The following is a 16,534-nucleotide window of genomic DNA, read 5'->3' as shown; positions in this document are numbered from 1 at the left end:
ACACAGGCTAAACCCAAAAGCAGTTACCAATTAAAAAACTTGAATTCCGGTTAATTAAATAGAACCTGAGTAGTTACGAATAATTTAGCCCAATCAAAATCAGTAGCCATCCCTGCTACTGCTACTGAAGATTCGATGGAAACTCAAAAAGACCTCATGGAAAAAGAAGGCAATGATTTTGGCAAAGCTTACAGCGACATGATGGTGGAGCACCATGAAGATGCTATTGAATTGTTTGAAGATGCAGCTGCTAATTCTGAAGATGCAGAAATTAAAGCTTGGGCAGCCGAGAAGCTTCCAACCATGAGAACCCATCTTGAACACGCCAAAGCATGTAAAGCGGAATGTGATAAATTGTAATCTTAAATTTTTAAACCGGAAATAAAATGAGTCGAATTAAAAATATGGGAAACGAGGAGGCAATTCTCAAATTGAAAGAACTCGTCGAAGCCATAGATATTTGTATGTTTTGTACCAATCTGAAAACAGATAATGGCGCATCTTGCAGACCTATGAGCACTCAAAAAGTTTGTGATGAAGGTAATATCTGGTTTTTCAGCAACGCGGATAGCGATAAAAACAAAGAAATAGATCAGGATGAAAATGTTCAACTTTTCTATTCCCATCCCGGAAAAGACAGCTTTCTCATCGTAAACGGTGTGGCCGAGTTGATCTATGACGGGGAAAAGATCGAAGAGCTTTGGTCACCTGTTCTCAATGCCTGGTTTCCGGGAGGGAAAGAAGACGCTAATATTTCAATCATAAAAGTCATTCCTACGACCGCTTATTATTGGGATACTGATGGAAATAAAATGATCAATTTCTTAAAAATGGTGGCCTCAGCTGCGACAGGGAAAAACCTCGCAGATGGCAATGAAGGTACTTTGAAGCTGAATAGTTTGTAATTCCTTTTGTGGGTATACGCTTCTTTGCCGGTAACCCTATTTTCTGCTTCAGTGCGGACGGAATTCCGATAGCTCGGAAAGAAGTCGGAAGACCCCAGCCTGTCGTAAGGTAGGGAAGTACCGGGTATTTCAGTCCGCTGACAAGAATTTTAATGGATACCCAATTTGCTGGCATAATTGCCTACATACAAAATTCCTTTTATACTTTTTTACTCATGCGTCAGACAATGGTGCAAAAATCCACTTTTGGATCGGGAAATAAAGGTGAATCCAGTAATCGAAGGATTTTTGGTTCACCTTTTTTTCTTTTGGTATTGGATAGGGAAAAACAAAAAAAGTCCCCCAGAAGGAGACTCTTTTTCTATCGAATAACTCTTCAATTAAAGTTAAAAAAATAATTTCGGTAAATATTATTTGAGCTGTAGTTCCGTTCTTCTGTTCATCTGATGCATGGATTCGGTACAAGGCACTGTGCCGCAATCATGAACAGGTTTTGTTTTTCCAAGCCATTCGCTGCTCATTCTATCCAATTCAACACCTCTTTTTACGAGGTAATCCATAACAGCTTTTGCCCTGCGTTCGGAGAGTTTCAAGTTATATTCCTCATTGCCACGTTGATCTGTATGTCCTTCGATTTGAAGGTTCATGCCTTGCATTCTTTGAAGAAGTAGGGCAAGGCGTTCCAATTCGGTTTTATGTACCGGTCTGAGCGTAGCTTTGTCAAAGTCAAAATAAATGGTGGGAACATCATGGTTCAGTGCGGAAAATAGCGCTGCTGGATCGCAGATGTCTTTGCCCATCAATTCTGCAGGCAAGTCATAATCGATGTTTTTATCAGGAAAAGCTTCCAATACCAATTCACTTCTCCTGTTTAGTTGGTGTTCTGTTTCTGGGCATGACACCCCGTCACCACAGTCATTGGTGCGTTTCTCTTCACCAAACCAATCAAGTTTCACCCTGCTTTCGGGAATATTGTATTTGGCGAGGTATTCTCTGACCGCATTTGCGCGTCTTTCCGACAAAGCCTCATTGTATTCTTTGCTAGCGCGTGCATCTGTATGAGAACCTACTTTGAGGTCAATAAACGAATACTTGTTCATCAGATCAGCAATTTTATCTAGCGTCGGCTGTGCATTTGCTCTGATTTGTGATTTGTCGAGGTCGTAATAAACGATATCGACAAATACTGGCATATTGTAAGGGATTGGAGCAAGTCTATACTCTTTTCTCAAAGTATCTCCTTGCAAGCCTTTGGTGCTGATGTCATGGTCATTGATTCTGAAATAGCCCTTTTTGCTGATCGTTAAAGTATAATCTGTTTCGGGTAAAAGGTCTCCTAATAGCTCAGATTTTGTTCCTCTTCTAGTCGGTAGGTTTTCATTTTGATTTTTGATTGTCAAAGTTGTTTCAAACTCTTCCGAAATAACATTGCCGTTACAGTCAGTCACCCTTGCCAAAAGGTATTTGTTCAGGTCTTCAATCAAGTAAATGTCATCTAAACCCATCCCGCCTTTTCGGTCTGAGGAAAGATATCGCTTACCCTTCGATGTAATGAAGTAGCCAAAATCATCTCTAGGCGAGTTGAAGGGGACTCCCATATTTTCAATATTGCCAAATGAACCGTTGGCATAGGATGCCTGAAAAATATCCATACCTCCAAGACCATCATGGCCTTTAGATGAAAAGAAGAATTTTTCTCCCATAATAAATGGATGGCTTTCATCATCCACCGTATTCACAGAGGAACCTAGGTTGACAGGATTGCCAAAATTCAAGTCATTGTCGTAAGTGACATAATAAAGGTCAAAGCCTCCCAAACCTCCCGGCATATCAGAAGAAAAATAGATTTTCTTTTCTTTCTCATCGATGAAAGGATGCATTACCCCATACTTTGTTGCATCATTGATCGGAAATGCCTTGTTGTCAGAGAGCGTTCCATTTGCCGAAATGGTACTGAAGAAAATCTCAGGATGGACTTCAAACTCTCTTGTTTTATTTACCTTCCTAATGTTTCTAAATGTCGTGTAAAAAAGGAGATTTTTACTTTCCATCAATGAGGGATCAGAATAAACCAGACCTCCCGGTACATCAAACGTCATTTTATTTAGATCATCGCTGTTGGAGTACCTGTAGATTCCGAAATACTCACGGTCGTTCAAATCACTTTTTTCTTCACTGAATACTTTGCTTTTGGCATCCAGTCTCACAGCTGGTTTTTCTGAGAGGAAAACTGAACCTCTGTCACTTGTAAAGTATTTATTGCCTTCTTTGTCTTCTGTGATTCTAAAGTCAGAGCCATCACTGTTAATTCCTTTAGGCTGCACCAGTTTGACATTTGCCTTTTTGTCGTTAAGTTCTCTGATTTTGTCAAAGTTGATTTCTGGGAAAGCCGATTCTTTGAAAGGACTTCCTACAAGTAGTTCCTGCGAAGTCATGCCGTTTTCAGCTTTCATTGCTGCCAACAGGTAATTTAAAAAGTCCTCTCTTGAGGCTTCCTCATATGCTATTGTTGTCTTCCACCATTCAAAACTTTTTTCATATTCTTGAATATTTTGGTAAGACAAAGCCGCCTTTTGGGCATTTGCATGAGTTGGCTTGCGGTCGTGTGCCTGTTCATACAGTGCAGCCGCATGGCTAAAGTTTTCCAATTCAAATTGTTTATCCGCATACCTTAGCAATGAGTTTTGTGCATGCAAAGGCAATGCGGATAAGCCCATCAGCAACGCAAAAACTGCTGTTATCAAAAACTTTCTCATAATCAGATTCATTTCGATTGTTTAATTTTTTTTAATTTAAATAAATACTAGGGCTTATCTTTTTATTACTTGTATCCAACCTTGGAACTCATGAAGTTTCCCTTGTCGGTCAATGGATTTCATTACGAAGAAATAGGTGCCTGCAACAAGTCCTTCTGCAGACCAATCATTCTCATAGTTCTTTCTTTCAAATACATGGTCTCCATTTCTGTTGAAGATGACGATGTCATTGGTTTCGAATTTACCAAGGCCTTTGATTTCAAACCTGTCATTAAGACCGTCGCCATTTGGAGTGATAACAGTCGGTATAAAGAATGGATTGATCTGGTTGACATCGGAATCATTGTTGTCGTCCATGTTGGTATCCTCCTCATCAGAAGAAACATTCACAATATTGGTGATCTGAAGTGCTTTTTCGCTGTTGATTGGATTTGCCTTCACGCTGACTTTAATCAATACCCTAGTTCCTGCAGGGAAAAGTGGAATTGTGAAGGTGATTTTTGAGCCATTGACTGCAGTTCCAACTTGAATAGAAGGACTACTTTCCGCGATCCTAGACCCAATGTAAGATAGACCATTTGGCAAGTCATCAACGATGATTACATTTTTAGCATCCGTTTCGCCATTGTTGCGGACCTCGATGTCGTATTCGAATTCATCTCCCTCGTAGATTTCGATGCCATTGGAAGTTTTGGTTACAGAAAGGTCAACACCATTTTCCAAGAGTTCAAATACTACAAAGGCTTCATCACTGTTATTGGGGTTCAATGCCTCTCTTAGGACGTATTTCAACCTATATTCACGAGCCTCATTTAGACCAGGGATCAGGCTTAGTTCGCCGGTTTCTTCTATCAGTAAACCCACTAAACCGTCCAACTCAGTGAATTCGAAGTTGACATCTGTGAAGTTTACAGCCATGTTGTCCAATAGGTCGTTTGTCAATAGGTTACCTATAACTCCTCCAAAATCCACAGGGTATTCACCCATATCATCATCAACCGCATCAATAGGCTTAGAGGAAGATCCAATAGTAACAGAACCATTTTCTTCTATGTCTTTTCCATCTTTAGATTTGGTTTTGACCGACACATTGTTTGTGATCGAACCTCTGTTCAAATCTTCTAATTGAACAGTATATTCTGTTGTAATGTCAATGACCTGCCCTGGTGCCAAGCTTGGAATCAATTGAGTTAGGCCGGTTAATGGATCATTTACCAAAAGATTTGTAAGGGTGACATTGCCTGTATTTTTTACTGTTATAGTGTAGGTGATTACTTCACCGATTTCTGAGAAAGTACTGGTGTCTGCAGTTTTGGTCACTTCAATACTAGGGTTTGAGGAAGCTCCTACTGTAATCTCATCACTGTCCTCTACAGGTTCATCATTAGCGGAAACACCCGCAGTGATTGCTATGTTGGTCACAAAACCATTGTCCAAATCAGCCTGTGTTACTGTATAAGAAGTAGCAATTGACTCAGAGGCCAAAGGTGCCAAAGAAGCAATTGTTGTATTCAGTCCTGTCAGAGGATCGCTCACAGCAATGTTTTCCAAAGTCACGTTACCTGAATTGGTCACGACAATGGTGTAATTCAATACATCCCCAACAGCGGCAAAGCTTGACTCGGTTGCTGTCTTGGTGATGGAAAGGGCAGGAGTTTGTGTTGCAGTTACCGACTCAGAAGCAGAAACATTGACAGCACCCACAGCAGCGGAAGCAATGTTGTTTACTTTTCCTGCATCGATATCAGACTGTGTGACGGTATAAGAAGTCGGAATTGACTCAGAGGCCAAAGGCGCCAAAGAAGCGATTGTTGTATTCAAACCTGTAAGAGGATCGCTCACAGCAATGTTTTCCAAAGTCACGTTACCTGTATTGGTCACCACAATGGTGTAGTTCAATACATCCCCAACAGCGGCAAAGCTTGACTCGGTTGCTGTCTTGGTGATGGAAAGGGCAGGAGTTTGTGTTGCAGTTACAGACTCGGAAGCGGAAACATTCAAAGCACCTACAGCAGCAGAAGCAATATTGTCGACTTTTCCTGCATCGATATCCGCCTGTGTTATGGTATAAGAAGTCGGGATTGACTCAGAGGCCAAAGGTGCCAAAGAAGCAATTGTTGTATTCAGTCCTGTCAAAGGATCAGAAACCGAGATATTATTCAAGGTAATGTTTCCTGTATTGGTTACCACAATGCTGTAGTTCAATACATCCCCAACAGCGGAGAAGGTTGACTCGGTTGCTGTCTTGGTGATGGAAAGGGCAGGAGTTTGTGTTGCAGTTACAGACTCGGAAGCAGAAACATTGACAGCACCCACAGCAGCGGAAGCAATGTTGTCCACTTTTCCTGCATCGATATCCGCTTGTGTGACGGTATAAGAAGTCGGAATTGACTCAGAGGCCAAAGGCGCCAAGGAAGCGATTGTTGTATTCAGTCCTGTCAGAGGATCGCTCACAGTAATGTTTTCCAAAGTCACGTTTCCTGTATTGGTCACGACAATGCTGTAATTCAATACATCCCCAACAGCGGCAAAGCTTGACTCGGTTGCTGTCTTGGTGATGGAAAGGGCAGGGCTTTGTGTTGCAGTTACCGACTCAGAAGCAGAAACATTCACTGTACCGACAGTAGCGGAAGCAATGTTGTCCACTTTTCCTGCATCGATATCAGCCTGTGTGACGGTATAAGAAGTCGGAATGGATTCACTTGATCCAGGTGCAAGACTTGAAATAGAAGTATTCAGTCCTGTCAGAGGATCGCTCACAGTAATGTTTTCCAAAGTCACGTTTCCTGTATTGGTCACGACAATGGTGTAATTCAATACATCCCCGACAGCGGCAAAGCTTGACTCGGTTGCTGTCTTGGTGATGGAAAGGGCAGGGCTTTGTGTTGCAGTTACAGACTCAGAAGCAGAAACATTGACAGTACCGACAGCAGCCGAAGCCGTGTTGTCGACTTTTCCTGCATCGATATCCGCCTGTGTGACGGTATAAGAAGTCGGGATTGACTCAGAAGCCAAAGGTGCCAAAGAAGCGATTGTTGTATTCAGTCCTGTCAGAGGATCAGAAACCGAGATATTGCTCAAAGTCACATTACCTGTATTGGTTACCACAATGCTGTAATTCAATACATCCCCGACAGCGGCAAAGCTTGACTCGGTTGCTGTCTTGGTGATGGAAAGGGCAGGGCTTTGTGTTGCAGTTACAGACTCAGAAGCAGAAACATTGACAGTACCGACAGCAGCCGAAGCCGTGTTGTCGACTTTTCCTGCATCGATATCCGCCTGTGTGACGGTATAAGAAGTAGGGATTGACTCAGAGGCCAAAGGTGCCAAAGAAGCGATTGTTGTATTCAAACCTGTAAGAGGATCGCTTACAGCAATGTTTTCCAAAGTCACGTTACCTGTATTGGTCACGACAATGCTGTAATTCAATACATCCCCAACAGCGGAGAAGGTTGACTCGGTTGCTGTCTTGGTGATGGAAAGGGCAGGAGTTTGTGTTGCAGTTACCGACTCGGAAGCAGAAACATTGACAGCACCCACAGCAGCGGAAGCGATGTTGTCTACTTTTCCTGCATCGATATCAGACTGAGTTACTGTATAAGAAGTAGCAATTGACTCAGAGGCCAAAGGTGCCAAAGAAGCAATTGTTGTATTCAGTCCTGTCAGAGGATCAGAAACCGAGATATTATTCAAGGTAATGTTTCCTGTATTGGTTACCACAATGGTGTAGTTCAATACATCCCCAACAGCGGCAAAGCTTGACTCGGTTGCTGTTTTGGTGATGGAAAGGGCAGGAGTTTGTGTTGCAGTTACAGACTCGGAAGCAGAAACATTGACAGCACCCACAGCCGCCGAAGCGATGTTGTCTACTTTTCCTGCATCGATATCAGACTGAGTTACTGTATAAGAAGTAACAATTGACTCAGAGGCCAAAGGCGCCAAAGAAGCGATTGTTGTATTCAGTCCTGTCAAAGGATCAGAAACCGAGATATTGCTCAAAGTCACATTACCTGTATTGGTTACCACAATGCTGTAGTTCAATACATCCCCAACAGCGGCAAAGCTTGACTCGGTTGCTGTCTTGGTAATGGAAAGGGCAGGGCTTTGTGTTGCAGTTACCGACTCAGAAGCAGAAACATTCACTGTACCGACAGCCGCCGAAGCCGTGTTGTCGACTTTTCCTGCATCGATGTCAGCCTGTGTGACGGTATAAGAAGTAGGGATTGACTCAGAGGCCAAAGGCGCCAAAGAAGCGATCGTTGTATTCAATCCTGTCAGAGGATCGCTCACAGCAATATTGCTCAAAGTCACGTTACCTGTATTGGTCACGACAATGCTGTAGTTCAATACATCCCCGACAGCGGCGAAGCTTGACTCGGTTGCTGTTTTGGTGATGGAAAGGGCAGGGCTTTGTGTTGCAGTTACAGACTCGGAAGCGGAAACATTCACTGTACCGACAGCCGCCGAAGCCGTGTTGTCGACTTTTCCTGCATCGATGTCAGCCTGTGTGACGGTATAAGAAGTAGGGATTGACTCAGAGGCCAAAGGCGCCAAAGAAGCGATCGTTGTATTCAATCCTGTCAGAGGATCGCTCACAGCAATATTGCTCAAAGTCACGTTACCTGTATTGGTCACGACAATGCTGTAGTTCAATACATCCCCGACAGCGGCGAAGCTTGACTCGGTTGCTGTTTTGGTGATGGAAAGGGCAGGGCTTTGTGTTGCAGTTACAGACTCGGAAGCGGAAACATTCACTGTACCGACAGCCGCCGAAGCCGTGTTGTCGACTTTTCCTGCATCGATGTCAGCCTGTGTGACGGTATAAGAAGTAGGGATTGACTCAGAGGCCAAAGGCGCCAAAGAAGCGATTGTTGTATTCAATCCTGTCAAAGGATCAGAAACCGAGATATTATTCAAGGTAATGTTTCCTGTATTGGTTACCACAATGCTGTAGTTCAATACATCCCCGACAGCGGCGAAGCTTGACTCGGTTGCTGTCTTGGTGATGGAAAGGGCAGGGCTTTGTGTTGCAGTTACCGACTCGGAAGCAGAAACATTCACTGTACCGACAGTAGCGGAAGCGATGTTGTCCACTTTTCCTGCATCGATATCAGACTGTGTGACGGTATAAGAAGTAGCAATTGACTCAGAGGCCAAAGGCGCCAAAGAAGCGATTGTTGTATTCAGTCCTGTCAAAGGATCAGAAACCGAGATATTGCTCAAAGTCACGTTACCTGTATTGGTCACGACAATGGTGTAATTCAATACATCCCCGACAGCGGCGAAGCTTGACTCAGTTGCTGTCTTGGTGATGGAAAGGGCAGGAGTTTGTGTTGCAGTTACCGACTCGGAAGCAGAAACATTCACAGCACCCACAGCAGCGGAAGCAGTATTGTCTACTTTTCCTGCATCGATATCAGACTGAGTTACTGGATAAGAAGTAACAATTGACTCAGAGGCCAAAGGTGCCAAAGAAGCGATTGTTGTATTCAATCCTGTCAAAGGATCAGAAACCGAGATATTATTCAAGGTAATGTTTCCTGTATTGGTTACCACAATGGTGTAGTTCAATACATCCCCGACAGCGGCAAAGCTTGACTCGGTTGCTGTTTTGGTGATGGAAAGGGCAGGGCTTTGCGTTGCAGTTACCGACTCGGAAGCAGAAACATTCACAGCACCCACAGCAGCGGAAGCGATGTTGTCTACTTTTCCGGCATCGATATCAGACTGAGTTACTGTATAAGAAGTAACAATTGACTCAGAGGCCAAAGGTGCCAAAGAAGCAATTGTTGTATTCAAACCTGTAAGAGGATCGCTTACAGCAATGTTTTCCAAAGTCACGTTACCTGTATTGGTCACGACAATGCTGTAATTCAATACATCCCCGACAGCGGCAAAGCTTGACTCGGTTGCTGTTTTGGTGATGGAAAGGGCAGGAGTTTGTGTTGCAGTTACCGACTCAGAAGCAGAAACATTGACAGCACCCACAGCAGCGGAAGCAGTATTGTCTACTTTTCCTGCATCGATATCCGCCTGTGTGACGGTATAAGAAGTCGGGATTGACTCAAAGGCCAAAGGCGCCAAAGAAGCGATTGTTGTATTCAATCCTGTCAAAGGATCAGAAACCGAGATATTGCTCAAAGTCACGTTACCTGTATTGGTCACGACAATGCTGTAATTCAATACATCCCCGACAGCGGCAAAGCTTGATTCGGTTGCTGTCTTGGCGATGGAAAGGGCAGGAGTTTGTGTTGCAGTTACCGACTCGGAAGCAGAAACATTGACAGCACCCACAGCAGCGGAAGCGATGTTGTCTACTTTTCCTGCATCGATATCAGACTGAGTTACTGTATAAGAAGTAGCAATTGACTCAGAGGCCAAAGGTGCCAAAGAAGCGATTGTTGTATTCAGTCCTGTCAAAGGATCAGAAACCGAGATATTGCTCAAAGTCACATTACCTGTATTGGTCACGACAATGCTGTAGTTCAATACATCCCCAACAGCGGCAAAGCTTGACTCGGTTGCTGTTTTGGTGATGGAAAGGGCAGGGCTTTGTGTTGCAGTCACCGACTCGGAAGCAGAAACATTCACAGCACCCACAGCAGCCGAAGCAATGTTGTCTACTTTTCCGGCATCAATGTCAGCCTGTGTGACGGTATAAGAAGTCGGAATGGATTCACTTGATCCAGGTGTAAGACTTGAAATAGAAGTATTCAATCCTGTCAGAGGATCGCTCACAGCAATGTTTTCCAAAGTCACGTTACCTGTATTGGTCACCACAATGCTGTAATTCAATACATCCCCAACAGCGGAGAAGGTTGACTCGGTTGCTGTCTTGGTGATGGAAAGGGCAGGAGTTTGTGTTGCAGTTACCGACTCGGAAGCGGAAACATTCACTGTACCGAAAGTAGCCGAAGCGGTATTGTCCACTTTTCCTGCATCAATGTCAGCCTGTGTGACGGTATAAGAAGTCGGAATGGATTCACTTGATCCGGGTGCAAGACTTGAAATAGAAGTATTCAATCCTGTCAGAGGATCGCTTACAGCAACATTGCTCAAAGTCACGTTTCCTGTATTGGTTACCACAATGGTGTAGTTCAATACATCCCCAACAGCGGCAAAGCTTGACTCGGTTGCTGTTTTGGTGATGGAAAGGGCAGGGCTTTGTGTTGCAGTCACCGACTCGGAAGCAGAAACATTCACAGCACCCACAGCAGCCGAAGCAATGTTGTCTACTTTTCCGGCATCAATGTCAGCCTGTGTGACGGTATAAGAAGTCGGAATGGATTCACTTGATCCAGGTGTAAGACTTGAAATAGAAGTATTCAATCCTGTCAGAGGATCGCTCACAGCAATGTTTTCCAAAGTCACGTTACCTGTATTGGTCACCACAATGCTGTAATTCAATACATCCCCAACAGCGGAGAAGGTTGACTCGGTTGCTGTCTTGGTGATGGAAAGGGCAGGAGTTTGTGTTGCAGTTACCGACTCGGAAGCGGAAACATTGACAGCACCCACAGCAGCGGAAGCAATGTTGTCTACTTTTCCTGCATCGATATCAGACTGAGTTACTGTATAAGAAGTAACAATTGACTCAGAGGCCAAAGGTGCCAAAGAAGCGATTGTTGTATTCAGTCCTGTCAGAGGATCGCTCACAGCAATGTTTTCCAAAGTCACGTTACCTGTATTGGTCACGACAATGCTGTAATTCAATACATCCCCAACAGCGGCGAAGCTTGACTCGGTTGCTGTCTTGGTAATGGAAAGGGCAGGGCTTTGCGTTGCAGTTACCGACTCGGAAGCAGAAACATTCACAGCACCCACAGCAGCGGAAGCGATGTTGTCTACTTTTCCTGCATCGATATCAGCCTGTGTGACGGTATAAGAAGTCGGAATGGATTCACTTGATCCAGGTGCAAGACTTGAAATAGAAGTATTCAGTCCTGTCAGAGGATCGCTCACAGTAATGTTTTCCAAAGTCACGTTTCCTGTATTGGTCACGACAATGGTGTAATTCAATACATCCCCGACAGCGGCAAAGCTTGACTCGGTTGCTGTCTTGGTGATGGAAAGGGCAGGGCTTTGTGTTGCAGTTACAGACTCGGAAGCAGAAACATTAACAGCACCCACAGCAGCGGAAGCGGTATTGTCTACTTTTCCGGCATCGATATCAGACTGAGTTACTGTATAAGAAGTAGCAATTGACTCAGAGGCCAAAGGTGCCAAAGAAGCAATTGTTGTATTCAGTCCTGTCAGAGGATCAGAAACCGAGATATTATTCAAGGTAATGTTTCCTGTATTGGTTACCACAATGGTGTAGTTCAATACATCCCCAACAGCTGCGAAGCTTGACTCGGTTGCTGTCTTGGTGATGGAAAGGGCAGGGCTTTGTGTTGCAGTTACAGACTCGGAAGCGGAAACATTCACAGCACCCACAGCAGCGGAAGCAATGTTGTCCACTTTTCCTGCATCGATATCAGACTGAGTTACTGTATAAGAAGTAGCAATTGACTCAGAGGCCAAAGGTGCCAAAGAAGCAATTGTTGTATTCAGTCCTGTCAGAGGATCAGAAACCGAGATATTATTCAAGGTAATGTTTCCTGTATTGGTTACCACAATGGTGTAGTTCAATACATCCCCAACAGCTGCGAAGCTTGATTCGGTTGCTGTTTTGGTGATGGAAAGGGCAGGAGTTTGTGTTGCAGTTACAGACTCGGAAGCAGAAACATTGACAGCACCCACAGCCGCCGAAGCGATGTTGTCTACTTTTCCTGCATCGATATCAGCCTGTGTGACGGTATAAGAAGTCGGAATGGATTCACTTGATCCAGGTGCAAGACTTGAAATAGAAGTGTTCAATCCTGTCAAAGGATCGCTTACAGCAACATTGCTCAAAGTCACGTTTCCTGTATTGGTCACAACTATGGTATAGTTCAATACATCCCCAACAGCGGCGAAGCTTGACTCGGTTGCTGTTTTGGTGATGGAAAGGGCAGGGCTTTGTGTTGCAGTTACAGACTCGGAAGCAGAAACATTGACAGCACCCACAGCAGCGGAAGCGGTATTGTCCACTTTTCCTGCATCGATATCAGACTGAGTTACTGTATAAGAAGTAACAATTGACTCAGAGGCCAAAGGTGCCAAAGAAGCGATTGTTGTATTCAGTCCTGTCAGAGGATCGCTCACAGCAATGTTTTCCAAAGTCACGTTACCTGTATTGGTCACGACAATTGTATAGTTCAATACATCCCCAACAGCGGCAAAGCTTGACTCGGTTGCTGTCTTGGTGATGGAAAGGGCAGGAGTTTGTGTTGCAGTTACAGACTCGGAAGCAGAAACATTGACAGCACCCACAGCAGCGGAAGCGATGTTGTCTACTTTTCCTGCATCGATATCAGACTGATTTACTGTATAAGAAGTAGCAATTGACTCAGAGGCCAAAGGAGCCAAAGAAGCGATTGTTGTATTCAGTCCTGTCAGAGGATCGCTTACAGCAACATTGCTCAAAGTCACGTTTCCTGTATTGGTCACGACAATGCTGTAGTTCAATACATCCCCGACAGCGGCAAAGCTTGACTCGGTTGCTGTCTTGGTGATGGAAAGGGCAGGGCTTTGGGTAAAATTCTGAACGTCGGTATCTGATGAATTCAGCGAAGTTCCTAATGCAGTTCCGGTAGCGATCGCAGTATTTGAATGCGAACCTAAATCAAAGTCTTCTTGCGTTAAAATATGTTCAGCTATGAAAGTAGTGTTGTCTGTAGCACCAGCACCTAAGCTAACTATTGGTCCTCCAATAACATTTACCTGTGGGTCATTAACAGAAATATTTAAAATTGGGGCATTACCATTATTTGTTATGGAAAAAGTATAGATGATTTTGTCACCAACATTGATTGATCCATTTCCATCGAAATCAGAGAGGTTTCCTGTTTTTTCAAACAGGATTTCACAATTAAAAATGGATAAGGTAACTGGAGTTCTTTCTAAACTAACACAACCTGTTATAGGATTGAACGACTCAGCATAAAAAGTGATATTACCTAGATTGGTAAGAGTAGGGGATAAGACAGGATTTCCACCAACTAAATTATCGAACCACCTTATTTCTAAACCCTCATCAACAACTGCAGATGCAAGTAATGAAATCCCCTCTTGAAAACAAACTAATTGGTCGTTTGCTATCGGTGTTGCCGGGGGTGCATTAATATTTACACTTACAGGAATTCTTGGTCCTAAGCAGTTTGCTGAATACCCTTCAGCTACCCAAAGTTGAATTTGACCGGCACTGTTTGAATTAACTTGAAATCCACTTTGTGCAACGCCACCAACTTCACTTGTAAAAAAGTAAACATTAAAAACTTCGGGACTTCCCAAATTACTTGGAGTAATCAAAGTGTTTAAATCAGGAACTTGCTCCCCGATACAAAATTCTAATTCACTTGCATCCGGCAGGGAGGGATTAGAAACCACAATTGTTACAATGATTCTGAATTGGAATACACAATCACTTGAATTTGGTGGAATAGCATAATATACGCCATCATTTGCAGGGAATGGATTGGTTAAGGTGAATTCAATAGAGGTATTTGGATCTGATCCGCTAAAAAACCGTGTGCCAATAGGAAAAGAGTTTTTAATGGAATTGACAGAAACTCCCTGGTTTAAATCAACATTGCAAAAGAAAAATTCTTTAAAAATATCTGCTTCTGCACAATTTTGATTGACAAATTCAGCAGCACCTACAATTGGGATTACCAAAGCTGACTGAATAGGTTCACCTTCACAATCCCCATCTAAAAAACCATGGGTTAATTGAACAGTATTGAATTCGCTTTGGGAAATCATGCCTTTTCCTGAAATGTTGCCCAAAACAGCAACATATGCCTCGCAGTCAGCATTTGCAAGCAAGAAACAGTCTTCGGTTGTTTTTAGTTTGTAGGTCAACTTAGCTAGAATATCCATAATATCCACAGATACAGGAATTTCGCCCAGTTCCCAGACAATTGAACCCGTCGCTCCCAACGCAGGATCAAAATAGGGTTGGGAAATAGTATTTGGAGTAAAAAATGACTGAAAACTCGCACTTACAAATGATGTTGTGTAAGGAATAGGGATCACAATTTTTGTGTTTTCAATTCCCTCTGATCCAAGATTTCTTATTTCAAGAGAATATTCGATTTCTTGCCCCGGCAATGTGGTTGGATTGGATCCTGGTTCGACACCATTGATTGCTACAACACGATTTAACCCTTGTACATCAGGGATGTAAGCATCTACTGCAAATGCTATTGCATAGATATTATACAAATCTTGGTTGGTCCCATATCTAAAGGTGGTCGAGGTTTGACTATTGGTAATAATGGAATTATTGGTATTGGGAACATTCCACATGGCAATGTCTATACCTGTGTTATTTAGTAGATTAGGGTTTCTTGGATTAGCTACCAAGGTTCCGCTATTAGTCAATGTGGGAGTGTAAATGGAAGAATTGAAAAAATTCCCTGTCGAATTTAAGGGATGTGACAATCTTACCCATTCTGTATTTGCCGCATTTCTGATTTCTAGAAAATCACCTGAAATACCTCTATCCCCTTCTCCTGCCATGACTCCTAGTTTCAGGTTTACGTCTCCATTTTGAATAGCATTGAATCCATCAATGAAAAGCTCTCCTGTAACTTGTGCTTGGTTTCCTGTTGAACGAACAAAAGAATACCCATCAAAAACTGTTACATCTCTCCAGTTCATTTTTGAGTTTTCATAGACCACTATGATACCCCAATGCCCATAATATCCTGTATCTCCACCATCTCCTTCAGTCAAAGCAATGTCAGCAACCGTATATGTACCTAAGCCCTGAGATTTTACATATTGGGTGACATCAGAATATCCGACATACATATCACCAAGTTCGCCGGACGGATATAGAATATTGTTTGAACTTGCAGTTATCTCTGTATACGCTGAAGTTCCGGGTCCTTTTAGCTTTATTTTTCGCTTATCCAGCGTTTGATAGAGTTCAATTTCTTCAGCATATGTTCCGTTGGCAATAACCCTAACCAAGTTTTGGCTACCCTCATAATCTGATTCATTGATTGAGGTATTTCTTTGTAGACTTCCAATGGTAAGAGTGATGTTTCCTTCAACAATGCTTATTGGATTAAATGTCAGTGTGGCTACGTTTCCTGATACTGACAAATTTTGATTTGTCAGGGTAATCCAATCACCATTTGACCCAATTCTATATCTTCCAGGATTTGAGGAAGCATTTGTGAATTCGAATTGATAAGTATTTGCACCACCTGATGAAGTTAAATTATATCTTGGGAACCGCTCCCCCCGCTCGCCTCGACGGGATATCGATAATGAGTAGGATGAATAATCTACACTTTGGTTATGATTGACAGTTTGCAGTTCGTTGGTAACCGATTGGGATGAACCCACCCCTGTTCCTCTCAAAACGTCAAATGTGAGTCCCACGCTTGGATTAGCCCTTCCTGACCAATAAAGACCTGCATAAACAATCTCTGAACAATTAGGGTCTGCGTTGTTTTCAGCTGAAAAAGTCAAATTTGAAGATGAAGAGTTGACTGTAGAAGCATCATTGTCTATATCCACATACTTCATTTGACTGTTCGAATTATTGGTGGATTCGGAATAGTTTACAAGTGTAAGATTGGTATTTCCAATAATTGTAAAATCTCCTCTCAACCTAAAAATATTATCATCCGGTGCAAAATTACCTACCCGATGTTTAAACGGCACTCGGTTGTCATTTTGTCCTGAAGCAGAAAAAACAAATAAAAAAATAAAAGAAGCAAAAAAAATGAGTTTAGAAGCTTTACTTATTTCTGATAAAAGAATGTGATTTTTCAT

3 protein-coding genes and 1 pseudogene are annotated in these 16,534 nt (G+C 42.9%); 2 read left to right on the top strand and 2 right to left on the bottom strand.

Annotated elements, in window-relative coordinates:
* Window positions 1-93: 93 nt before the first annotated feature.
* Window positions 94-360 (top strand): annotated as a pseudogene (locus MMU07_RS12920) (DUF4142 domain-containing protein); the annotation flags it as partial.
* Window positions 361-386: 26 nt separating this feature from the next.
* A complete protein-coding gene (locus MMU07_RS12915) occupies window positions 387-905 on the top strand; it encodes a pyridoxamine 5'-phosphate oxidase family protein (RefSeq protein WP_241126292.1) in 519 nt (172 codons plus the stop codon).
* A 410-nt stretch (window positions 906-1,315) separates the two neighbouring features.
* On the opposite strand, the gene MMU07_RS12910 is transcribed toward MMU07_RS12915, so the two are convergent.
* Both MMU07_RS12910 and MMU07_RS12905 read right to left on the bottom strand, forming a co-directional pair.
* Complete coding sequence (locus MMU07_RS12910; protein ID WP_241126291.1) at window positions 1,316-3,661, bottom strand: OmpA family protein; 2,346 nt, start codon at window positions 3,659-3,661, stop codon at window positions 1,316-1,318.
* Between the two features lie 54 nt (window positions 3,662-3,715).
* On the bottom strand, window positions 3,716-16,534 hold the full coding sequence (locus MMU07_RS12905; RefSeq protein ID WP_241126290.1) for a DUF7507 domain-containing protein: 12,819 nt from the start codon (window positions 16,532-16,534) through the stop codon (window positions 3,716-3,718).

It is taken from the genome of Cognataquiflexum nitidum, from assembly GCF_022538055.1.
Lineage (GTDB): Bacteria > Bacteroidota > Bacteroidia > Cytophagales > Cyclobacteriaceae > Cognataquiflexum > Cognataquiflexum nitidum.
This window is presented reverse-complemented; position numbering and strand designations above follow the sequence as displayed.

Excerpts from the sequence above, each read along its gene's own strand:
- MMU07_RS12915 (WP_241126292.1), top strand. The coding sequence starts at position 387 with ATGAGTCGAATTAAAAATATGGGAAACGAGGAGGCAATTCTCAAATTG.
- MMU07_RS12910 (WP_241126291.1), bottom strand. The coding sequence starts at position 3,661 with ATGAGAAAGTTTTTGATAACAGCAGTTTTTGCGTTGCTGATGGGCTTA.
- MMU07_RS12905 (WP_241126290.1), bottom strand. The coding sequence starts at position 16,534 with ATGAAAAATCACATTCTTTTATCAGAAATAAGTAAAGCTTCTAAACTC.